Raw genomic sequence first — 21628 nt, forward strand, 5'->3', positions numbered from 1 at the left:
ATAAATGGCTATTTCACACGTAACAGATCAAACTTTTGCTTCTGAAACAGGTTCAGGCCTTGTACTTGTAGATTTCTGGGCACCATGGTGCGGTCCATGTAAAATGATTGCTCCAGTTCTAGAAGAACTTGATGCAGAAATGGGCGATAAAGTAAAAATCACTAAGCTTGATGTGGATGACAACCCACAAACTGCTGCTAACTTTGGTGTTATGAGTATTCCAACATTGTTGGTTTTCAAAGACGGCGAAGTTGTTGACAAAGTAGTCGGCTTCCAGCCTAAAGATGCGCTAGCAAGCGTTTTAGGAAAGCACGTATAAGCTTAAGACCAATCAAATAGACCTTAGCTGGGAATTTCCGGCTAAGGTTTATTTTTTTACAAAAACCTCCTACTTCCATTTATGAACGGTTTGTTTTAAAATTTTAGAGATATAGATTTTGACGGAGGAGTGGCCGGAATGAATGAAACGATAAAGCAAAAACTGACACTGCTGCCTGATCAGCCTGGCTGCTACTTAATGAAAGACCGTCAGGGAACGATCATTTATGTGGGAAAAGCGAAAGTATTAAAGAACCGTGTTCGCTCTTATTTTAACGGTTCTCATGATGGTAAGACATTAAGATTAGTCAATGAAATCGAGGACTTTGAGTATATTGTTACCTCTTCAAATATAGAAGCACTACTACTTGAATTAAACCTGATTAAAAAATACGACCCTAAATACAACATCATGTTAAAGGATGATAAAACCTATCCGTTTATCAAACTTACAGCTGAAAGACATCCGAAACTAATCATAACGAGAAAAGTAAAAAAGGATAAAGGCAAATATTTTGGCCCTTATCCCAATGTCATGGCTGCGAATGAAACAAAAAAACTGCTCGACCGAATTTATCCGTTACGTAAGTGTTCTACTTTACCTGACAGGGTCTGCTTATACTACCATTTAGGACAGTGCCTGGCACCATGTGTCAATGAAGTGAGTGAAGACCAATATAAACAAATGACGGATGAAATCACTCGCTTTTTGAATGGCGGTTATAAAGATATAAAGAAAGAGCTGACTGAAAAAATGACGGCCGCCGCGGAAGAACTTGATTTTGAACGGGCAAAGGAGTTCCGCGATAAAATCGTTCATATCGAGACCATTATGGAAAAGCAGAAAATCACCATGACGGACTTTACTGACCGTGATGTGTTTGGATATGCAGTCGACAAAGGCTGGATGTGTGTGCAAGTCTTTTTTGTCCGTCAAGGGAAGTTGATTGAGCGGGACGTCTCCATGTTTCCCATCTATAATGAACCTGAGGAAGAAGTCTTAACATTTCTAGGACAATTTTATACAAAAGCCAATCATTTTAAGCCAAAAGAGATTCTCATCCAAGATGAAGTTGACCTTCATTTAGCAGAACAACTACTTGAGGTAAAGGTACTGCAGCCGCAAAGAGGCGCCAAGAAGGACCTAGTTAAAATGGCGATCAAAAATGCTAATATTGCTCTTAAGGAAAAGTTTTCACTCATTGAAAAGGATGAGGAAAGAACGATTAAAGCTGTTGAAAATCTTGGTGAGCTTCTTGGGATTTACACCCCGCACCGAATTGAGTCATTTGATAACTCCAATATTCAAGGTACGGACCCTGTATCAGCAATGGTTGTGTTTACAGATGGAAAAGCAAACAAGCGTGAATATCGAAAATATAAAATTAAATCAGTGAAGGGTCCCGATGATTATGAATCCATGCGGGAAGTCACACGGAGAAGATATTCTAGAGCCTTAAAAGAAAATCTGCCGCTTCCAGATTTAATTATTATTGATGGTGGTAAAGGGCATGTTGAGGCCGTTAGGGATGTTCTAGAAAATGAACTTGGCTTAGATATTCCACTTGCAGGACTGGTGAAGGATGAAAAACACCGTACATCGCAGCTGCTCTATGGAAACCCGCTTGAAATTGTGCCGTTAGCTCGAAATAGCCAGGAATTTTACTTGCTGCAGCGGATTCAGGATGAAGTCCACCGTTTTGCAATTACCTTCCACAGGCAAATCCGCGGGAAAAGCGCATTTCAATCCTTGCTTGATGATATTCCTGGAATTGGTGAAAAACGAAAAAAGTTATTATTAAAACAGTTTGGTTCAGTGAAAAAGATGAAGGAAGCAAGTCTAGAGGAATTCACTGCTCTTGGTATTCCAACGAATGTCGCAGAGGAATTAATTGAAAAACTTCGTTCATAATTATTGTCATATAGAAATAAGCATGATATAATAGGTGAAAATTTAATCAATCACTTTATCGTACTAAAGTGAAGGTAGAGGTGCGAAATTCAATAGTAATGATTCGGAGAAGGATGAGCTTCAAGGAAGAATCATGAAAGGGAAGGTTCGCCGAAGTGAAAAAGGACTCATAACCTTTTTTTGCTGGTTCTGTATTGAAAAAATCCAGAATTGTCAAGACGATGTCTTGGAGAGCTATCTTAACGTTATTTGTACAGGAATTTACTTTTTCGTGTTCAAAAAGCAATGAGATGCCCTTCTCATTGCTTTTTTTATTTTACTAGCATACTAGTTACAGCAAAATGGAAAGTAGGGGAAAAAGAATGGGTTTAGTTGTTCAAAAATTTGGAGGCACTTCCGTTGGAAGTGTTGAAAGAATTTTAAATGTTGCAGCATGTGTAAGAGAGGAAAAAGAGCGGGGCAATAATGTTGTTGTCGTTGTCTCTGCGATGGGAAAGTCAACTGACCAGCTTGTCAGGTTGGCAAGGGAGATTTCAGAGGAGCCTAGCAAGCGTGAAATGGATATGCTGTTATCTACAGGTGAACAGGTCACGATTGCTTTACTTTCCATGGCTTTACAGCAACAAGGTCTTGAAGCTGTTTCTTTCACAGGGTGGCAGGCAGGAATTGTAACGGAACCTGTCCACGGAAACGCTCGTATTGCCAAAATTAATACAGAAGCCGTCAAAGCTCAGCTGTCAACAGGTAAAGTGGTCATCGTTGCCGGCTTCCAAGGTATTACAGAGGAAGGCGAAATTACAACCTTAGGCCGCGGCGGTTCAGATACTACAGCAGTTGCTTTAGCCGCTGCATTAAAGGCTGATAAGTGTGATATTTATACAGATGTAACCGGAGTATTTACCACAGATCCAAGATATGTAAAGGATGCCCGTAAATTATTATCCGTTTCATATGATGAAATGCTCGAGCTGGCCAATTTAGGTGCAGGTGTGCTTCATCCTAGAGCGGTCGAGTTTGCGAAGAATTATAAAGTACAGCTGGTTGTTAGATCAAGCATGGAGAAAGAAGAAGGAACAGTTATTGAGGAGGAAGCAACAATGGAACAAAATTTAGTTGTACGCGGAGTGGCATTTGAAGACGAAATTACAAGAGTTACTGTATTAGGTTTGACTAACTCGCTAACAAGTTTATCAACTATTTTCACCACTTTAGCACAGAATCATTTAAATGTAGATATCATTATTCAAAGTACTACAGAAAGCGGAAGTGCAAATCTGTCCTTCTCCATCCATACAAATGATTTAATGGAAACGGTGAAGGTACTTGAGGAAAATAAAGCAGAACTTGGCTATGAACAGCTGGATGCGGAAAATAAACTAGCAAAGGTATCGATTGTCGGCTCAGGAATGATTTCCAATCCAGGTGTTGCTGCAAAAATGTTTAAAGTCCTTGCTGAAAACGACATCCAAATCAAAATGGTAAGCACATCCGAAATCAAAGTCTCAGTGGTGGTTGAAGAAAAAAATATGTTAAAAGCAGTCGAAGCCCTGCACGAAGCATTTGAACTAGGCCAACAACAATAAAAAAACCGGAAGTAAAAATAGTAGTACAATTGGTAAATATAGTAAAGATAATACAAATAATATAAATAATAAAAATGGTGTCAGGCACCGAAAGGTAACCTGACACCGTTGATAATACTGTTATAGGATAAATTTTGGGATTAGATTACTTGACGGAGTCTTTTATGTCCCATTTTACGGTGAATAGTACTTTGTTTGATTTTTTAACTGGGTGCTCGAAGGCTTCAGCGATAACTCCTTGTTGAAGTTCCATTTGCTGGGCAAGAAAGCCTGCTTCAAGCTGAAAGAAGTGCTCAGCCTTTGATTTTACTCGAGATACAAGCAAAGGGCTTAACAATTCAATTTCCATTTCGTTCTTGGTTTCTTTTTTAATTTCCAGCTGGCCCCATGAAGCATTATTGAAAAAGGTGATGACTTCATCAAAATTTGTTAATGGGTAGGTCCGCGCGAGCCGTTTACCGGCCCAATAGAGTATTTCTGGTGCATCCTTACCAAGGATCTCAGGCAAAAGGATTTCCCTGATTAATTCATATCCAAATATCGATATAGTGCGTGGTTCCGGTGTGTTTGGTTCAGCTGTGTTAATACTTACATCGACGACTGTACTTTCTTTCACTTTGTTTCCCCTCTTTCTATCATTCTATTATATACAATTTGAAGCGAATTTCATTAGAGTTTTACTTGAAGAAATATATTATTGTGCAATATTTAATCCTATTTCTTATCATAATTATTATTTCCTATTGCAAATAATAACTAACAGTTAGATGTTGGAAATCCATTGAAGAATATGGTGGTATTACATAACAAGAGGCTATAAAATATAGCTGTTATAAAGGTCTATTATAATATCAATATATTTTAAAAATTTTATATTTTTGATTAAGAATCTGTATCCGTTTTCTTGACGCTCTCAAATGATGGGAGTAAAATGAACATGTCACATAATTGTCACAGAGGGGACAATTAAGTAATCGTAAGGGAATAAAAAGGAAGCTGTAAAACAACATTTTTTGAAAACTAAAAGGGGGGTAAAAATAATGGCGGGTAATCGAGAGTTTGTTAATCGCAGATTGCACTCATTACTAGGAGTTATTCCGATTGGATTATTCCTGACACAGCATCTTGTAGTCAACCATTTTATCACAGGGGGACCTGAATCCTTTAATAAGGCTGCAGGTTTTATGGGGAATCTGCCTTTCAAGATTGTCCTAGAGACGGTACTTATCTACTTACCATTGTTATATCATGCAATCTATGGACTTTATATTGCTTTTACAGGTACTAGCAATGTTAAAAGGTTTGGTACTTTCCGTAACTGGATGTACTTATTGCAGCGTATTACAGGCGTCATTACATTGATCTTTATTGCATGGCATGTATGGGAAACACGTGTGGCGGCGGCCTTTGGGACTGAAATCAACTATGACATGATGCATGATATTTTATCATCACCATTTATGTTTGGTTTTTATTTAGTAGGAATTCTCTCAGCTATTTTCCACTTTGCTAATGGCTTATGGTCATTCTTAGTCAGCTGGGGTATTACCGTATCACCTCGTTCACAGGTTATTACAACCTATGTGACAATCGGTGTGTTTGTCATTCTATCATTTATTAGTATTCAAACATTAATAGCATTTGTATCTTAATAGATTCGTATCGGAAAAATTGTATTTGGATTAGAGGGAGTGAGTCACGAATGAGTAAAGGTAAAGTGATCGTAGTCGGCGGCGGTCTTGCAGGCTTAATGGCTACTATCAAAGTTGCAGAATCAGGAACACCGGTAGAGCTTTTTTCTCTAGTTCCGGTTAAACGTTCTCACTCTGTTTGTGCCCAAGGTGGTATTAATGGAGCGGTAAATACAAAAGGTGAAGGTGATTCCCCGTGGATTCACTTTGACGATACCATTTATGGCGGAGATTTCTTAGCGAATCAGCCGCCTGTTAAGGCGATGTGTGATGCAGCACCAGGTATTATTAATCTCTTCGACCGGATGGGTGTTATGTTTAACCGTACTCCTGAAGGTTTATTAGATTTCCGTCGTTTCGGCGGTACACAGCATCACCGGACAGCGTTCGCAGGAGCAACAACAGGCCAGCAGCTTCTATATGCACTAGATGAGCAGGTGCGCCGCCATGAAGTGGATGGATTGGTAACCAAGTATGAAGGCTGGGAATTCCTTGGTGCGGTTCTAGATGACGAAGAAGTTTGCCGTGGTGTTGTGTGCCAAAACTTAAAGACAATGGAAATTAAATCATTTGCTGCTGATGCTGTGATCATGGCGACTGGTGGTCCTGGGATTATTTTTGGAAAGTCAACTAACTCTGTTATTAATACAGGATCAGCTGCTTCCATCGTTTATCAGCAAGGGGCTTACTATGCAAATGGTGAAATGATTCAAATCCACCCAACGGCCATTCCTGGGGATGACAAGCTTCGTTTAATGAGTGAATCAGCTCGTGGGGAAGGCGGACGTATTTGGACATATAAAGATGGAAAACCTTGGTACTTCTTGGAGGAAAAATATCCTGCATACGGAAACCTAGTACCTCGTGATATTGCTACACGTGAAATCTTTGATGTATGTGTACGTCAAAAGCTAGGTATCAACGGAGAAAACATGGTATTCCTTGATTTATCTCACAAGGATCCACATGAACTTGATGTAAAACTTGGCGGTATTATTGAAATCTATGAAAAATTCATGGGCGATAATCCACGTAAAGTACCAATGAAAATTTTCCCTGCGGTTCACTACTCAATGGGCGGACTATGGGTTGATTATGATCAAATGACAAGCATCAAAGGCTTATTTGCAGCTGGTGAGTGTGACTATTCACAGCACGGTGCAAACCGTCTTGGTGCAAACTCCTTGTTATCAGCTGTTTACGGCGGAATGGTGGCAGGACCAAATGTTGTTAAATATATCGAAGGACTTGAAAAGAGTTCAGATGCCATTTCTTCTACTGTATTTGACCGTCATGTAAAAGAACAGCAAGAAAAATGGAATGATATTATGTCTTTAGATGGTACCGAAAATGCTTATGTACTTCATAAAGAGCTTGGAGAATGGATGACTGATAACGTAACGGTTGTCCGTTATAATGACAAGCTTTTACAAACAGACGAAAAAATCCAAGAACTATTAGAACGTTACCAAAACATCAATATTAATGACACTTCTAAATGGAGCAACCAAGGGGCAGCATTTACAAGACAATTACAAAACATGCTGCAATTGGCTCGTGTTATTACAATTGGTGCTTATAACCGAAATGAGAGCCGAGGTGCTCACTATAAACCTGAGTTCCCAGAGCGTAACGATGAGGAATTCATGAAAACTACGATGGCTAAATTCGTTGATTCTAAAACTGCTCCAGCTTTCCATTACGAAGAGATCGACGTTTCGTTAATTAAGCCAAGGAAGCGCGATTACACAACAAAACATTAATAGAAAGGGGAGTAGGGAAACATGTCTGAAAATAAAAAGGTAACATTTATCATTACTCGTCAAGATAGCCCAGATGCTGCTCCTTATGAGGAGACATTCGAAATTCCATACCGTCCGAATATGAACGTTATTTCGGCATTGATGGAAATACGTAAAAATCCAGTAAATGCACAAGGGAAAATGACCACTCCGGTCACTTGGGAAATGAACTGCCTTGAAGAGGTTTGCGGTGCATGTTCAATGGTTATTAACGGGAAGCCTCGTCAATCTTGTTCGGCATTGGTTGATCAATTAGAGCAGCCAATCCGCTTAGCTCCAATGAGAACATTCCCAGTTGTCCGTGACCTTTCAGTGGACAGAAGCAGAATGTTTGATTCATTGAAAAAGGTAAAGGCGTGGATTCCGATTGATGGTACTTATGATTTAGGTGCAGGTCCACGGATGCCTGAAAGAAAACGCCAATGGGCATATGAGCTTTCTAAATGTATGACTTGCGGTGTTTGTTTAGAGGCTTGTCCAAATGTGAATAGCAAAACAAACTTTATGGGACCTGCTGTATTTAACCAAGTTCGTTTATTTAACGCACATCCAACAGGCGAAATGAACGCGGCAGAACGTTTAAATGCTTTTATGGAGGATGGCGGTATGCAGGGCTGCGGAAACTCTCAAAACTGCGTTCAGGCTTGTCCAAAAGGGATTCCAATTACCACTTCTATTGCTGCAGTTAACCGTGCGGCAACTATGCAAGCATTTAAAAACTTCTTCGGCAGCGATACCAGTTACTAAAAATTATAGTGTCTTACTAAAACCTTCTTTTCTGTACAGGAAAGAAGGTTTTGCTGTTTTAAGGGTTTCTGCTTTTAATTTTTAAAAGCCAAAAGTTTCAATAGTTCTTTTTTGTAACTTTTTGATATACTTAGACAAATGATCTATTAAAGGCAGGTATTTAAGGTGAAAAAAAAGCTTCCCCTGTTGATTATTCTGACCGGTTTTATTCTGTTGGGCATTGGTCTTTGGCAATATGTTCATTCAAAGGTACAATCCCATACGGCACTGGCTCAAGCAAAGGAATTAGTTAGCAGAAAACAGACCACAGCTGAGGTTAAAAAGAATAAAGAGCATGCTGCATCTCCTAATACAGGTGATACAGTTGGTGTGTTAGTGATTCCAAAAATTAAAGCGGAATTAGCCATCGTGGAAGGGACAGATCCTGATGATTTAGAAAAGGGTGTAGGCCATTACAAAGGTTCATATTTTCCAGGTGATAAAGGGCAAATTGTATTATCAGGCCACCGGGACACTGTTTTTCGCAAATTAGGCGAGTTAAAATTGGGGGATCAGTTAAAGATGCAAATGCCTAATGGAAATTATACGTACGAAATTACTCATACAAAAATTGTGAAATCAAACGATAAGAGCATCATTACCCTGCAAAAACAGCAAGAAGAACTAATTCTTACAACATGTTATCCTTTTCATTATGTCGGAAATGCGCCAAAACGATATATTGTTTATGCAAAATTGATTCGTCACTAAATTATCACGAAAGAAAAAGGAATAATTTTCAAATTTTTTATGAAAAAACAAACTCCTTGCAGGAAATATAGTCACTCCATTTGTATCGTTTACATAAGATATGGTGACTAAATATATACCCATCCCACGATACATTACTGGCGAAGGCAAGGAGGGTTACAATACTTGAAGGAGAATGATTATAATCACAAGCCATTACTCACCAAACGTGAAAGAGAAGTATTCGAATTATTAGTACAAGATAAAACAACGAAAGAAATCGCTGGTGAATTATTTATAAGCGAAAAAACAGTAAGGAATCACATTTCAAATGCCATGCAAAAGCTTGGTGTTAAGGGGCGTTCACAAGCTGTTGTAGAGCTCCTTCGTATGGGAGAGCTAGAACTATAAATGATGATCGGCTTCCATATTGGGAGCCGGTTCATTTTTTTAAAAATGTTTTTGTAGAAAAATAAAAACGGAAGAAATCCTTCCAGATTTTATGGGAAGGCATAAGGGGTCCTTTCTTTATCGATAGTCTAGCTCAATAACATAAGTTAATGGAAAATAGTAGAAATATATTGAAAGTTTTATCAGTAAAACTTACAATTAAATTTAAAGTGGATATTATATGTAATTAGTAAGGGGAGAAAGGAACTGAAAGAGAAAGATGAACAGTCCTGTTGAAGCTATTAAAAGTGAAAAGCGATTGCTTTTAATCGAATATTTGAAAAAAAATCACAGAAGATATAAGACACTATTTTCAGACAACGAAGATAGTATTTTTGTATTGGATATAGAAGGACATGTAGTTCAATCAAATCCGGCATTCCAACATTTAACAGGCTATTCACAAGTGGAAGCGGACGAGTTAAGACTTCAATTTCTTTTTCCAATCGACCATATTAATAAGGTATTTCATCATTTCAGTAATGCGGTATTAGGTCGGTTCCCAAACTTTGATACGAAGATCATCACTAAAATCGGACAAATTCTTGATTTAAATATAACCTTTATTCCCATTTGTGAAGATGACCAAATCGTTGGAGTCAGCGCAATTGGGAAAGATATAACGGACTTAAAAAGAAAAAAAGAAGAAATAAGAAAAATCGAAGAGATGCAGCGTGTTTTAACAGATAATATTTTGGATGTTATCGTCAGTACGAATTTGCAAGGAGAAATTGTTTACGTATCTCCTTCCTGTGAATATATTCTTGGCTATGATCCCGATGAAGTAATGAAGGAAAATTTATTATCGTTTGTCCATCCTGATGATGTCGAAAAAGCCTATCAGAGCCGAAAACAAGTACTCGACACCCAAGAAAGTGGACGAGACTGCTATCGTGTTCAGAAAAAAAACGGCGAATATTTATGGGTGGAATCACTTTGTAAACCGATCATCGCTCATGATACACTTCACGTGTTAGAAATTGTCAGTGTCATTAGAGATGTCACAGATCGCATAAAGGTGGAGGAAGAAGCAAAAAGACGTGAAGAGACCTATCACGATTTAGTAGAGCATTCACCAGATGCAGTGATTATTGCAAAAGATTCCGAGATTCTTTTTATAAACGAAACCGGTGCTAGATTGTTTGGAGCGAAGAATAAACAGGATATTCTGCACAGGTCCTTGAGTGAAATTATCCATCCGAATTTTCTCGAAATGGCTAAAGAGCGAGGGGAAATGGTGGCGAAAGGGACTATCACCGAATTTATTGAGTATCAATTGCTGCGTTTAGACGGAACAACTTTTGTGGCGGAAGTAAAAGGCATTCCGACCTTCTATGAAAATACATTTGCCAGACATATAATTATACGAGATGTAACGGAACGGAAAAAGACACATGAACTGCTTGTAAATTCAGAAAAATTAAATGTAGCGGGACAATTAGCTGCGGGCATTGCTCATGAAGTACGAAACCCGCTGACAGCCATCAAAGGTTTTCTGCAGTTAATGGAGACAGAAGATGACGGAAATAAGTCTTACTTTGATATTATTCAATCTGAAATGGACAGGATTGAACTAATCCTTAGTGAGCTTTTAGTCATAGCTAAACCACATGAATTAAAATTTGAAGCAGTCGATCTCATCACCCTTTTAGAGAATGTCAAGACGTTAATTGAAACTCAGGCTGTTATAAACGGGATTCAAATCGAAACGATCTTTAATTATCATAACTTTACGATTAATTGTGATAAGAACCAGCTAAAACAAGTGTTTATTAATATTTTAAAAAATGCAGTTGAAGCGATGCCTAAAGGCGGGTTTATCACTATGGAAGTAAAGCAGTACGGTTGTAATATGGTGAAGATCTTTTTTAAGGATACTGGATATGGAATGCCGCCTGAAATCTTAAAACGTGTCGGAGAACCTTTCTTTACTACAAAAGAAGATGGTACGGGACTCGGCATTATGATTTCAAAACAAATAGTTGAAAACCATGGTGGAACAATCAACATTTGGAGCGATCAGCAAGGGACAATGATTGAAGTGCTATTGCCGATTGCAAGTGTAAGGCTTCATTAATAAGACTTAGAATGATAGAAAAGCCGGCATCTTTAGCAGGATGCCGGTTTTTTTATGAGATAAGAAAGTAAAAAAATTTTCGACTTTGAGAATTGTCCAGCTTCAGCGCCTAGCCCCTCGATGGTCTACAGCCAATCCGTCCAAAAGGTTTAAAAAGCAACCTTTCGGCCGGCTCGTCTTATGCTTGTCGGGGCTGATCAAGGCGCTTGCGCTTTTCTTATATTATAATATCAAAAATAGTCCCAACATTAGGGCTGCTTATTACCTCAATTGTCCCCCCATGTGCCTCTACTAACTGTTTAACAATCGAAAGCCCTAGACCTGAACCGCCAAGTGAACGGGTCCTCGATTTATCCACCCGGTAAAAACGCTCAAATATCCGGGGTAAATCTTCTGTAGGTATCCCTTTTCCTTCATCTTGAACCTTCATGTGTATTTTTCCTTCGGACTCAAATACAGAAACCGTAATATTCGTATTTGGCTCAGAATATTTACGGGCATTCTCCAGCAAATTTATGATGACCTGTTCAAACCTGACGGGGTCAATAGGAGCATAAAGATTCTCAGCACATTCTAACACAAGACTCATTTCATTTTCCTTTAGGGCGGGTGCTACTTTTTCAATAATCGCTTGAAAAAAAGGGAGAAGATGAACGTTTTCTTTCTCGATTGAAAACGAATTTTCGTCCATTTTCGCTAAATTAAACAACTCTTTGATTAGCTTAGAAAGCTTCACAGACTCTTCATGAATAATTTCTAAATACTTATCTTTGTCTTCTTTAATCGTATCTTCCCGTCGGGCAATATCGGCATATCCCTTAATATAGGTCAATGGTGTTCTAAGCTCATGAGAGATACTTGCTAAAAACTCATTTCGTTCATTTTTTAAAATTTCTAAGTCATTGGCTAAAACTTTTATGGCTTCACCCAGATCACCGATTTCATCCTTCCCTAGCTTAGGAAGAGAGACAGACAGTTCCCCTTTACTGATCCGTTTGGTTGCCTCACTTATTTGAATGAGCGGGTGTGTCACCACCCTAGTAAGAAAAATAATAATAATCATCATAAATAGGAGTGAAAGCAGGCTTGCAAGTAAGAAGTGCTGGTTTAATCCAGCGATTAAATCTTTAATTTTCTGTGTCGTTTGGAACATATATACGTAACCGGCAATCTTCTTATCGATTACCACTGGACTAATAGAAGCAATGTTAGTCGCATTTTTCCAGTCCTCTTCAAGGATTAGCCCTTCGTGCGGGACCTTCTTAGGCTTAGATTTCATAATGTTTTTCATTTCATCTGTCACCTTATTGGATGACATATAGATGGAGCCATCGGGCCTTGTTAAAACAACTTGGGTATCGGTTCGGGCTTCCATCATAGCAATGTGCATCACCGTATCGTCGTGAAAGGAAGCCTCTAGGACATCACGATGATTATTCCCTCTCGTCTGGAGCGCTGATAGTTCCTCATGGACTCGGGAATGGATGATATTATTGTGTAATACAAACATAGAAATGCCCTCTAACACACAGATAGCCAGGAAGAAAAGCAGACCTATTTTAAAAGATATCTTATTCATAGTCTCAGCACCTCACCTCTCAAGAATACTACATATAGGGCCTTAGGAATGCATCCTTTTGTTGCTAATTTTTTAAAAAAAAGACTCTTTTAATTTTAAAGATGTATTTACAGGAAGCGGGAAAAAGATTCGAGTGGGTAGACAAATAAGGTCGGTTCTAAACCCCTGAAGCGCCAAAGAATTGGAAGTTACGACAGATAAGATCATATCCTAATATTCGAAGCTTGCTTCCACTAGCAATCCGAGGAGGATCTCCTTCTCCGTACACCCGCAAAATTCCGTACCCCAAGCTCCAATCAACATAGTTAACTACTCATTAATGTCCTTTAACAAAGCCTTAAAAATAAAAAAATGAGGTGTCCCTGCAGCAGGGACACCCTTTGTATAGTAGAGAGGTTAATTTTGGGATGAGTAAGATGGCTGAAAAACCATGAACTCTATCGATAAAGGGAAGATAACCTAAACTTTGGGGAGTTCGAAGTGCTATCTCCTCTTTACATCCTTATCCTAGCTAAAAAGATTGAAGATGTTATGAAGAAGTTGTGGTGAATTTGTGAAGTTACAAAAATCACAGACCCGAGATGATATAGTAAGGATATGGGGAGTGATGATATCATGAAGATTTTATTAGTGGACGATGAACGAAGAATAGTAGAAGTCCTCGAAGCTTATTTAGAGAGAGAAGGCTATGAAATTCATAGTGCCAATAATGGGATAGATGCTTTGAAAAAAGCGAAAACAATCGAACCTGATTTGATTATTCTAGACCTCATGCTGCCTGATATTTCTGGTGAAGAGGTATGCCGGCTGGTGCGAAAAGAGTCGGATGTCCCTATTCTTATGCTTACAGCGAAATCTGCTGAAGATGATCGCATTAACGGGATTGTCATGGGGGCCGATGACTATTTAACCAAGCCCTTTAGTCCAAGGGAGGTCGTCGTTCGCGTACAAGCGATCCTTAGACGAGTGAAAAAAGCAGAGAAGGTCGAACGCCTTGAATTTAACGATAAAAAACTGGCCATTGATTTAGACAAAAAGGAAGTAACGGTTAACGGAGAATATGTCACATTAACCCCGATTGAATATAAATTATTAACCAATATGGCCGTCCATCCCGGCCGTGTATACAGCCGAATGGATTTGCTTGAAAAGATACAAGATGAAGGCATTTATTATGAGGGCTACGAACGGAGTGTCGATACGCATATTAAAAACCTCCGAAAAAAAATAGAGCTGGATACGCGGCAGCCTGACTTTATTGTCACTGTTTTTGGAATGGGCTATAAATTTGGAGGGGTCCTTGATGCTGCAAACGCTCCGGTCTAAAATTCTTTTTTATCTAGTCCTCATCTCCATGATTGGAATCGTAATTGTCAGTTTTTTTATTCAGTACGGATTTGAAGAAAGCTTTAATAGTTATTTAGACCGGAACCGTGAAAAGAAGATTGATAGAATTATTACGGAAATTGAGAAGGACTATCGAAAAAATGGCCATTTTACTAGTGATCCGGTGTATGGACTGCTGCATGAAAATGCGATGACGGATCAGCTGTATTTTCGATTGTATGATCGGTTTGGAAAGATGCAGATGGATACGTCTAGTATCCGTGGAATGTTAAATAGTTTTGGATTAACCGAACCGGAGCCTAGTGGAGAAGAATGGCACAGTAAATCTTACACATTAAAGGTAGATCAAGCTGTAATCGGCAAATTGGTCGCTATTTACCCTGAAGGTCTCATTGATGATGAATACACCTTTATTCAGACGATTCAATTGTATATCCTTGCAGCCGTTTGTTTAACGATTTTCTTAGCCATCATCTTTAGTATGTTATTTTCAAAAAAATTAACCGCTGGGTTAAAGAAGCTTTCGTTTGCAGCAGGCGAACTGCAGCAGCATAATCTTGACATCCGCATTCCTTTATCAGGTCTGCCAACAGAGGTCAGACAGATTGCGGTCTCGTTTAATAATTTGGCGGAATCATTAGCAAAGGAAGAAAGGCTAAGAAAACAATTTACAGGCGACCTCGCGCACGAACTGCGGACGCCGCTTGCCACATTGAGAAGTCAAATTGAGGCCTTCCAGGATGGGATTTGGGAACCAACGCCGCAACGCTTGCAAGTAAGCCATGAAGAGCTGATGCGGTTAGTGAGGCTAGTAAATGAATTAGAAAAGCTGCTTGCCGCAGAGAATCCTCAAATAAAACTGGAAAAAATGGAGTTAGAGGCAGAAAGTGTTCTAGCCGCATTATGGGAAATGTTTTTGCCTATTTTTAAAGAAAAGGGTGTCGGTCTTCAAATTGAAGAAACAGCCCAGGAAGAAATGTTTGAGGCCGATAAAGACCGCCTAATGCAAATATTATCCAATGTTCTTAATAATGCCTTAAAATATACGCCGGAAGGGAAAAATGTGACCATTTCAGTCGTAACAGATAAAGATGGATATGTTGGGTTTCAAATTCAAGATGAGGGCTCAGGGATGGATGAAGAAGATATCCCGCATATTTTTGAACGTTTTTACCGGGGAGACAAATCCCGTGATAGAAAAACAGGCGGTGTCGGAATCGGGCTCTCCATTGTTAAGGCCTTAATGGATGCCCATAAAGGATTAATTAAAGTAAAGAGCCGGTTAAATAAGGGAACAAGCATTACCTTATGGTTCCCGCAGGAAGGGTAAAGGCCGCTCATCAACGGACGGCCTTTTTTCTAAGATTCTAATAATTCCTTGATATGGTATACCCTGCCGCTTTCCGGGTTTCCTCTTAAAACCAGTTCAACTAAGCGTTGAGCAACCGTGTCGGTTTCTAGCAGCAAATTCTTTTCTTTATATTCCTTAAATTTTTCTAGTTCTTTAAAGGCATCCCCGGAAGTTGAACGAATTGTTTCCTGCATGCCGGTATCCATCACACCTGGACTAAATCCAATAATGACATTCTTTGTTTTCAAATCTGCCTGTTCAATGGCCGTCGTTTGGGTAAACATATTTAACCCTGCCTTAGAACTGCCATACACACTCCAGCCCTCAAACGAGCGGATTGCAGCACCTGATGTAACATTGATAACGGTTACTTTTGTATTCGTTAAAGGCGCTTGGCTTAAAAACAAATTAGTAATCAAAATGGGTGCAATAAGATTGACCTTTATATTTCGGATAATTGGGGTTTGGTCTAAGTTTCCTACCTTTTGAATTGGTTCGATCACACCTGCATTATTAAATAGAAGGATTTCAGTTGGATTTTTCTCGAAAATGCAGTGAGCAATCTCCATAAAAACCTCTTGAATTTCTTTTTCAAGTGAGAGATTGCAAGAAACGTGTTTAAATTCAATTCCCTTTTCAATAGCAAGGTTTTTTAACTCTATATTTTCTGTCCGGGAAACAGAGATTACCGCAATTTGCTCCTGTAAAAGGCGTTTCGCAATACTTTCTCCCAAGCCCTTAGAAGCCCCGGTTATGATTGCATACTTCATGGAAAACTCCCCCTGAAAGCAGTTTAATATGTATATAATCTATTTTATTCCTCATAAAACTATTAAGCAAATTTGGAAGTAATTTAAAAAAGCAGCTCCCAATAGAACTGCCTGCCACCTTTTTGCATTAACCTTTTAACACTTTTTCTTCTTTAAAGGAACTGCCCGTTAATGCGGGCAAGAATTTTTTCCACTCATTTAGGAAGGATTGAGTGGAAGCGTTAGGATGTTCGAGGACCAGAGGGGTGGGTCCAGATTGCTTCACCTGGCCATTAACAATAATGGAAAGCCGATTGGTAAGATAATGAATCTCCATCAAATCATGGCTCACAAACACAGCGGTAGTTCTTGTTTCCTCCATAATTCGTTTGAAATCTTCCATGAGACGAATCTTTGTAGGAAAATCTAGTGCAGAAAAAGGTTCATCCAGAAAAAGAATTTCCGGCTCAACAATCATGGCGCGCGCAAGATTAACCCTCTGCGCTTCACCGCCAGATAAATAGAGGGCATTTTTTTTCGCTAAATGACTAATGTCAAACAGCTCCAGCCAATGAGCTACTTTTTCTTTGATCATCGGTTTGGGAGTCTTTCTCAATGTTAAACCGATCGCGATATTTTGAAACACCGTACCTTCTAATAGAAGGGATTGCTGGAGGGCAACCGAAAACCTTCTGCGTAATTCCATTGGTGCTTGGCCATTCAGAACAGTTTGACCCCGGTATAAAATCTCGCCGCTGGATGGTTTCTCGAGAAAAGAAAGAACCTTAAGTAATGTACTTTTCCCAGCTCCGTTTGGCCCCATAATTCCGAGAAATTCACCGTTGTAAATCTCAAAGGAAGGGATATCAAGAATTGTCTTTTGCTGGGCTTGATAAGTCATGTTCTTTAGCTCAATTAACGGGTTCATGATATTCGCTTCCTTTGCTGTAAAAATGTTAATGCTGCCGTGATCATTAGGGCAACAGATAATAAAATAAACGAAAGGGCCAGGGCAATATCAAAGTTGCCTTTAGAGACTTCCATTACGATGGTCGTGGTTAAAATTCGTGTATCTCCTTGAATATTGCCGCCTACCATCATCGCAGCACCCACCTCGGCAATCACCCGGCCAAAACCAGCCATGATTGCCGCTAGAATTGCCATTTTCAATTGTTTTATAAGAATGAACAAGGTCTGTATTCTTGTTGCACCAAGGGCTTTAATTTGCAGGAGCATCTTATCACTGATTTGCTGAAAGGCTGTACAGGTAAGGCTTGTGACGATCGGCAGGCTGACTAAGATTTGTGCCATGACAATGGCAGTCGGTGAATAGAGCAAGGAAAAATCCCCTAATGGACCGGAGCGCCATAGCAGCATTGTAATCCAAAGCCCGGCTACCACTGGGGGCAGGCCTAACCCAATATTAATGAAAACTAGTAATAATTTACGTCCTTTGAATCTAGTTAACCCTAGAAAAATTCCGAGAGGCAATCCAATTATGGTACTAATTAGAATGGAAAGGAGGCAGACTTTTAGTGTCAAACCAGTAATCTCTAACACTTCCTGATCGCCGGAAAGAATGATTTCGATTGCTTTTTTTATTCCGTCTAGTAGTAAGTCCATAAATCTGCCCCCAGAAGAAGTTAAACGAGAGGCGGGCTAAAAGCATTGAGTGCCCGCCATGCAAAGTTTTATTATTCCGTATACTTTATAAATAAGGATCTGCCAAACTCTTTTTTACCAAAGTTCTCGATCACATCTTGTGTTTTTGAATCTACCATAAATTCTACAAACTTTTCAGCATCTTTACTATTCACTTTATCATGCTTTTTAGGATTCACTTCCATCACATGATAGATATTCATTAAATCTTTGCCGCCTTCAACCACAATTTGTAGAGTATCCAGATTTTTTGATTGGGCAAGCCATGTTGCACGGTCAGTTAAGACATACCCTTTTTTCTCAGCCGCTACTTGTAAGGTTTGTCCCATTCCTTGTCCGGTGGAAACATACCAATTGCCTGCCGGTTTCATATTTGCAGTTGTCCAGATGGCAAGCTCTTTTTTATTTGTACCAGAATCATCTCCGCGTGAAATGAAGGTTGACTTTGTTTCAGCTAATTTTTTAAAAGCAGCAACAATATCATCTCCGCTGACGCCAGCTGGGTTTTCCTTTGGTCCCACAAGGACAAAATCATTGTACATCACGCGCTTATAGTTAATGGCATCACCTGCATCAACGACAGCCTTCTCTGCTGCTGGAGCATGAACTAGAAGGGCATCCGCTTCGCCTTTCGTACCCATTGCTAATGCTTCACCCGTACCAACAGCAATGACTTTCACTTTTACATTATTTTGCTTTTCAAACATAGGGATAATGACATCCAGTAAGCCGCTGTCTTGTGTGCTAGTAGTAGTAGCAAGAATCATTTCCGTTGGGGCCGGTTTTGCTGCAGTCTTTTTCTCTTTTGCAGCCGTATCCTTTGTATTGGTATTTCCGCAAGCTGATAAAACTAGAAGCATTAAAGCAAAAAACACCATAAATAAACGATTGGTCTTCATACAAGTTCCTCCGTTTGACTAGTTTGATAGATAATTTTCCCTAAATCTTGAATGGAGTAGCCTTCTAAATCTGTTAGACTCTCTCTAAAGCTGGAAGACTGTAAATACTGGATTAAATCAATTAAATTTTGCTTGTTTTCAGCTGTAAAACGAAAAACAAGATCAAACTTTTCTTGTGTGACTGGCACAAAATCCAGTCCTAAGTGACTGGCGGCGGATTGAATACCGAACGCTACATCAGCGTTGCCTCGATTTATGTAGGAAGCAGCAGATAAATGGTTCCATTCTTCCTTTCCATAGCCGTTAATTTTACTTGGGTTAATTCCAAATTTTGAAAGCATGCTATCTAGTAAAAATCTTGTTCCCGCTCCTTTTTGGCGATTCACAAACTGGACATCATTTCTAGTAAGATCCGTGAAATCCAAGATACTCTTGGGATTGCCCTTTGCGACAATGAAGCCTTGTTCTCTGTCAGCAAATCTCATGACCGCAATATTTTCGTAGACAAAGAGCTGATGGATAAATGGCAGATTATACTCTTGTGATGTCGGATCTAATAGATGTATCGCGGCAATATCGCATTGGCCGCGATAAAGCATCATTAAACCTTCCAAACTGCCAATGAAGGAAGGCTGAATATGCATATTTAAAGCGCTTCCAGATTGTTTGGCAAAATGTTCGACAAGAAAATCATGGCTGCCTGAAAGACGGATGGGTGCCGGGGGCATAAAGTTTATGCTTGGGGCCTCTGTACTTTTTTTAGCAGGTGCTTTCATGCTTTCTTTATAACGTTCCAGTTCAGCATGCTCGATTCTCATTTTATTTCCTATCTTAAAGGCTTGCAGATCCCCCCTTTTGATCAGCTCATATACGGTATGCTTAGAGATTTGAAAGATTTGCGCTACCTCATCGGGAGTATAAGCCCGTTCGTCCATGGTTTCGCCTCCTTTTACCAGTTCATTTTATAAAAAGCATAGCATAACAGATGTGACTTTTGTTAAGATTTGTAAAGTTTCGTTTAGTTTTATTTGTATTTGTCATGAATTGTTCAAATGAAAGGGTGGAATTCACTAATTGGTCACAATCGTCACTTTTTGTTCATTCGTGAGCAAGATGATTTGATGTAGTATGGTATTGGAAGGAAAATTTCAGGTTAAGGGAAGGGATGTAAATGTCTAAACTTTTATATATTACGGCAAATCCTAAAAATGATATAAAACTATCCAAAGGAATGCAAATCGGGGAAGTATTTTTAGAGGAGTTTATGGCTGCCCAGCCAGATGTAGAAGTGGAACGCTGGCACTTATATAATATGGACATCCCTGATATTGACATGGACCTTTTATACGCACGCGCTAAACTATCCTTTATGGGCTATACAAAAGAGCAATTATCAGAAGCGGAACGGACGAAGCTTGAAAAAATGCATGAGCTGGCCGATCGTTTTATTGCTGCTGATTATTATGTGTTTGTGACACCAATCTGGAATCTCGGTGCTCCATCTATTTTGAAAAAGTTTATTGATAATTTGTTTATCGTTGAAAAAACCTTTACCAACACACCAGAGGGTCCTAAAGGGCTGTTAACCGGAAGAAAGGCCATTCATATTCAAACACGAGGCGGTATTTATTCCTCTGGTCCAATGGTTGATTTCGAATTTGGCGATCGTTATTTGCGCAAGGTGTTCCAATTCCTTGGTTTCGAAAGCCTGGATACAGTTGTAGCAGAAGGCATGGATCATTTTCCGAAGCAAATTCCGGAAATTATGGCAAAAGCAAAAGAACAGGCCGCCGAAGCTGCGAGAGAAATGGCAAAAGGAACAGTTACCATAGGTTAAAAAAAGGCGACTCATCGTTGAGTCGCATTTTTTTAAAACTTGCCAGTGAATTGAAAGAAAAGTACTAGGATACCCAATGCCCACACATAAATCGCAAAAGGTTTTAAGGAATGGTTTTTCAAGTAGCCGATCATCCATCTTACCGCTACGTAACCGAAAAGGGCAGAGGCAATAATACCAACTAGTAAAGCGGAAAGGGAAATCGCTTCACCCTGTCCTTCTAGTAAATCCTTGGTCTGCAGGACAATAGCCCCGGCAATCGCTGGAGTCGACAGAAGAAAGGAAAAGTAAGCGGCTGTTTCCCGGTCTAATTTTCTCCAAAGCGCTGCAACAATGGTCATACCTGAACGAGAAATGGCCGGCATGATGGCAACCGCCTGGAAGGTACCGATAATCAATGCATCCTTATAGCTGATATCGTCCATTTTCTTGTAGCCATTTTTTGCAGAATCGGCAAGCCACAAGAATAATCCAGTAATTAAAAACTCCCATCCAATGGTTACCCCTGTCTTCGAAATTTCATCAATATAATCTTTAAAAGCTAATCCAAAAAGAACGGCGGGTATCGTACCGATAATCAATAAAAAGGTTAATTTACTAAAGGGTTTCTTGAGAATACTAATAAATTCATTCTTATAAAAAACAAATACAGCCAGTAGTGTCCCGACATGCAGCATCGTATCAAGTAAAAGCCCTGCTTCTTGCAGGCCGAATAAATTTCTCCCCAGGTAAAGATGCCCCGTACTGCTGATTGGCAAGAATTCCGTTAGACCTTGGATAATGCCGAGGATAAATGCTTCAAATTTGGTTAACATACGCTCCCTCTCAATCTAAAAAAATATAAGCCTGTACTAAAATATGCAGAAATCTACTAATTAATGAAAATAGGTTAAAG

20 protein-coding genes and 1 riboswitch are annotated in these 21628 nt (G+C 39.3%); of the genes, 12 read left to right on the forward strand and 8 right to left on the reverse strand.

The window, feature by feature from the left end; translation table 11 throughout:
• Window positions 1-4 precede the first annotated feature (4 nt).
• From trxA to CVD27_RS18860, 3 genes are all read left to right on the forward strand, one after another.
• Complete coding sequence (gene trxA, locus CVD27_RS18845; RefSeq protein ID WP_101649448.1) at window positions 5-319, forward strand: thioredoxin; 315 nt, start codon at window positions 5-7, stop codon at window positions 317-319.
• A 138-nt stretch (window positions 320-457) separates the two neighbouring features.
• Window positions 458-2230 (forward strand): excinuclease ABC subunit UvrC, encoded by a 1773-nt coding sequence (gene uvrC, locus CVD27_RS18850; RefSeq protein ID WP_101649449.1) that lies wholly within the window; start codon window positions 458-460, stop codon window positions 2228-2230.
• 67 nt (window positions 2231-2297) lie between these two features.
• Window positions 2298-2475: riboswitch (Lysine riboswitch) on the forward strand.
• A 117-nt stretch (window positions 2476-2592) separates the two neighbouring features.
• Window positions 2593-3813 (forward strand): aspartate kinase, encoded by a 1221-nt coding sequence (locus CVD27_RS18860; protein WP_101649451.1) that lies wholly within the window; start codon window positions 2593-2595, stop codon window positions 3811-3813.
• Window positions 3814-3958: 145 nt separating this feature from the next.
• Here CVD27_RS18860 and CVD27_RS18865 read toward each other — a convergent pair whose 3' ends face one another.
• Entirely contained in the window at window positions 3959-4429 is a 471-nt protein-coding gene (locus tag CVD27_RS18865; protein WP_101649452.1) for a YslB family protein, read from the reverse strand.
• Between the two features lie 424 nt (window positions 4430-4853).
• Here CVD27_RS18865 and CVD27_RS18870 point away from each other — a divergent pair, with 424 nt between their 5' ends.
• The 6 genes from CVD27_RS18870 to CVD27_RS18895 all read left to right on the forward strand — a co-directional run bounded on the left by CVD27_RS18870 (window position 4854) and on the right by CVD27_RS18895 (window position 11309).
• Window positions 4854-5465, forward strand: a complete 612-nt coding sequence (locus CVD27_RS18870) for a succinate dehydrogenase cytochrome b558 subunit (RefSeq protein ID WP_101649453.1) — start codon at window positions 4854-4856, stop codon at window positions 5463-5465.
• A 50-nt stretch (window positions 5466-5515) separates the two neighbouring features.
• Window positions 5516-7267, forward strand: a complete 1752-nt coding sequence (gene sdhA / locus CVD27_RS18875) for a succinate dehydrogenase flavoprotein subunit (protein ID WP_101649454.1) — start codon at window positions 5516-5518, stop codon at window positions 7265-7267.
• A 21-nt stretch (window positions 7268-7288) separates the two neighbouring features.
• Window positions 7289-8053 carry a succinate dehydrogenase iron-sulfur subunit gene (gene sdhB / locus CVD27_RS18880; RefSeq protein ID WP_101649455.1) on the forward strand — a complete coding sequence of 255 codons (765 nt, stop codon included), beginning with the start codon at window positions 7289-7291 and terminating at the stop codon, window positions 8051-8053.
• A 165-nt stretch (window positions 8054-8218) separates the two neighbouring features.
• Window positions 8219-8803, forward strand: a complete 585-nt coding sequence (locus CVD27_RS18885; RefSeq protein ID WP_101649456.1) for a class D sortase — start codon at window positions 8219-8221, stop codon at window positions 8801-8803.
• A gap of 165 nt (window positions 8804-8968) precedes the next feature.
• A complete protein-coding gene (gene gerE, locus CVD27_RS18890; protein WP_007087335.1) occupies window positions 8969-9193 on the forward strand; it encodes a spore germination transcription factor GerE in 225 nt (74 codons plus the stop codon).
• 259 nt (window positions 9194-9452) lie between these two features.
• Window positions 9453-11309, forward strand: a complete 1857-nt coding sequence (locus tag CVD27_RS18895; protein ID WP_101649457.1) for a PAS domain-containing sensor histidine kinase — start codon at window positions 9453-9455, stop codon at window positions 11307-11309.
• A 217-nt stretch (window positions 11310-11526) separates the two neighbouring features.
• Here CVD27_RS18895 and CVD27_RS18900 read toward each other — a convergent pair whose 3' ends face one another.
• Complete coding sequence (locus CVD27_RS18900) at window positions 11527-12888, reverse strand: sensor histidine kinase (RefSeq protein ID WP_101649458.1); 1362 nt, start codon at window positions 12886-12888, stop codon at window positions 11527-11529.
• A 615-nt stretch (window positions 12889-13503) separates the two neighbouring features.
• Here CVD27_RS18900 and CVD27_RS18905 point away from each other — a divergent pair.
• The gene (locus CVD27_RS18905) at window positions 13504-14214 is read left to right on the forward strand and encodes a response regulator transcription factor (RefSeq protein ID WP_180960353.1); all 711 of its coding nucleotides are present in this window, start codon (window positions 13504-13506) and stop codon (window positions 14212-14214) included.
• Complete coding sequence (locus CVD27_RS18910) at window positions 14192-15565, forward strand: ATP-binding protein (RefSeq protein ID WP_101649459.1); 1374 nt, start codon at window positions 14192-14194, stop codon at window positions 15563-15565. The genes CVD27_RS18905 and CVD27_RS18910 overlap by 23 nt, the downstream gene beginning before the upstream one ends.
• 29 nt (window positions 15566-15594) lie before the next feature.
• On the opposite strand, the gene CVD27_RS18915 is transcribed toward CVD27_RS18910, so the two are convergent.
• The 5 genes from CVD27_RS18915 to CVD27_RS18935 form a co-directional block, all read right to left on the reverse strand.
• Complete coding sequence (locus CVD27_RS18915) at window positions 15595-16356, reverse strand: (S)-benzoin forming benzil reductase (RefSeq protein WP_101649460.1); 762 nt, start codon at window positions 16354-16356, stop codon at window positions 15595-15597.
• Between the two features lie 127 nt (window positions 16357-16483).
• Window positions 16484-17263: an ABC transporter ATP-binding protein gene (locus tag CVD27_RS18920; RefSeq protein ID WP_101649461.1), complete on the reverse strand. Its 780-nt coding sequence runs from the start codon at window positions 17261-17263 to the stop codon at window positions 16484-16486.
• The gene (locus CVD27_RS18925) at window positions 17260-17958 is read right to left on the reverse strand and encodes an ABC transporter permease (RefSeq protein ID WP_101649462.1); all 699 of its coding nucleotides are present in this window, start codon (window positions 17956-17958) and stop codon (window positions 17260-17262) included. The genes CVD27_RS18920 and CVD27_RS18925 overlap by 4 nt, the downstream gene beginning before the upstream one ends.
• A gap of 71 nt (window positions 17959-18029) precedes the next feature.
• Complete coding sequence (locus CVD27_RS18930) at window positions 18030-18896, reverse strand: substrate-binding domain-containing protein (protein WP_101649463.1); 867 nt, start codon at window positions 18894-18896, stop codon at window positions 18030-18032.
• Window positions 18893-19831, reverse strand: a complete 939-nt coding sequence (locus tag CVD27_RS18935; RefSeq protein ID WP_101649464.1) for a substrate-binding domain-containing protein — start codon at window positions 19829-19831, stop codon at window positions 18893-18895. The genes CVD27_RS18930 and CVD27_RS18935 overlap by 4 nt, the downstream gene beginning before the upstream one ends.
• A 236-nt stretch (window positions 19832-20067) precedes the next feature.
• On the opposite strand from CVD27_RS18935, the gene CVD27_RS18940 reads away from it, so the two are divergent.
• The gene (locus tag CVD27_RS18940) at window positions 20068-20733 is read left to right on the forward strand and encodes an FMN-dependent NADH-azoreductase (RefSeq protein ID WP_101649465.1); all 666 of its coding nucleotides are present in this window, start codon (window positions 20068-20070) and stop codon (window positions 20731-20733) included.
• Window positions 20734-20765: 32 nt separating this feature from the next.
• Here the strand turns inward: CVD27_RS18940 and CVD27_RS18945 are convergent, their stop codons facing one another.
• A complete protein-coding gene (locus CVD27_RS18945; protein WP_101649466.1) occupies window positions 20766-21548 on the reverse strand; it encodes an undecaprenyl-diphosphate phosphatase in 783 nt (260 codons plus the stop codon).
• Window positions 21549-21628 lie beyond the last annotated feature (80 nt).

Origin of the sequence: Neobacillus cucumis, assembly GCF_002860255.1 — a bacterium.
GTDB classification, from domain to species: Bacteria; Bacillota; Bacilli; order Bacillales; family Cytobacillaceae; genus Neobacillus; species Neobacillus cucumis_A.

Excerpts from the sequence above, each read along its gene's own strand:
- CVD27_RS18940 (WP_101649465.1), top strand. The coding sequence starts at position 20,068 with ATGTCTAAACTTTTATATATTACGGCAAATCCTAAAAATGATATAAAA.
- trxA (WP_101649448.1), top strand. The coding sequence starts at position 5 with ATGGCTATTTCACACGTAACAGATCAAACTTTTGCTTCTGAAACAGGT.
- CVD27_RS18935 (WP_101649464.1), bottom strand. The coding sequence starts at position 19,831 with ATGGACGAACGGGCTTATACTCCCGATGAGGTAGCGCAAATCTTTCAA.
- uvrC (WP_101649449.1), top strand. The coding sequence starts at position 458 with ATGAATGAAACGATAAAGCAAAAACTGACACTGCTGCCTGATCAGCCT.
- CVD27_RS18895 (WP_101649457.1), top strand. The coding sequence starts at position 9,453 with ATGAACAGTCCTGTTGAAGCTATTAAAAGTGAAAAGCGATTGCTTTTA.
- CVD27_RS18870 (WP_101649453.1), top strand. The coding sequence starts at position 4,854 with ATGGCGGGTAATCGAGAGTTTGTTAATCGCAGATTGCACTCATTACTA.
- CVD27_RS18860 (WP_101649451.1), top strand. The coding sequence starts at position 2,593 with ATGGGTTTAGTTGTTCAAAAATTTGGAGGCACTTCCGTTGGAAGTGTT.
- CVD27_RS18920 (WP_101649461.1), bottom strand. The coding sequence starts at position 17,263 with ATGAACCCGTTAATTGAGCTAAAGAACATGACTTATCAAGCCCAGCAA.
- CVD27_RS18915 (WP_101649460.1), bottom strand. The coding sequence starts at position 16,356 with ATGAAGTATGCAATCATAACCGGGGCTTCTAAGGGCTTGGGAGAAAGT.
- CVD27_RS18910 (WP_101649459.1), top strand. The coding sequence starts at position 14,192 with ATGCTGCAAACGCTCCGGTCTAAAATTCTTTTTTATCTAGTCCTCATC.
- CVD27_RS18925 (WP_101649462.1), bottom strand. The coding sequence starts at position 17,958 with ATGGACTTACTACTAGACGGAATAAAAAAAGCAATCGAAATCATTCTT.
- CVD27_RS18900 (WP_101649458.1), bottom strand. The coding sequence starts at position 12,888 with ATGAATAAGATATCTTTTAAAATAGGTCTGCTTTTCTTCCTGGCTATC.
- sdhB (WP_101649455.1), top strand. The coding sequence starts at position 7,289 with ATGTCTGAAAATAAAAAGGTAACATTTATCATTACTCGTCAAGATAGC.
- CVD27_RS18905 (WP_180960353.1), top strand. The coding sequence starts at position 13,504 with ATGAAGATTTTATTAGTGGACGATGAACGAAGAATAGTAGAAGTCCTC.
- CVD27_RS18930 (WP_101649463.1), bottom strand. The coding sequence starts at position 18,896 with ATGAAGACCAATCGTTTATTTATGGTGTTTTTTGCTTTAATGCTTCTA.
- CVD27_RS18945 (WP_101649466.1), bottom strand. The coding sequence starts at position 21,548 with ATGTTAACCAAATTTGAAGCATTTATCCTCGGCATTATCCAAGGTCTA.
- sdhA (WP_101649454.1), top strand. The coding sequence starts at position 5,516 with ATGAGTAAAGGTAAAGTGATCGTAGTCGGCGGCGGTCTTGCAGGCTTA.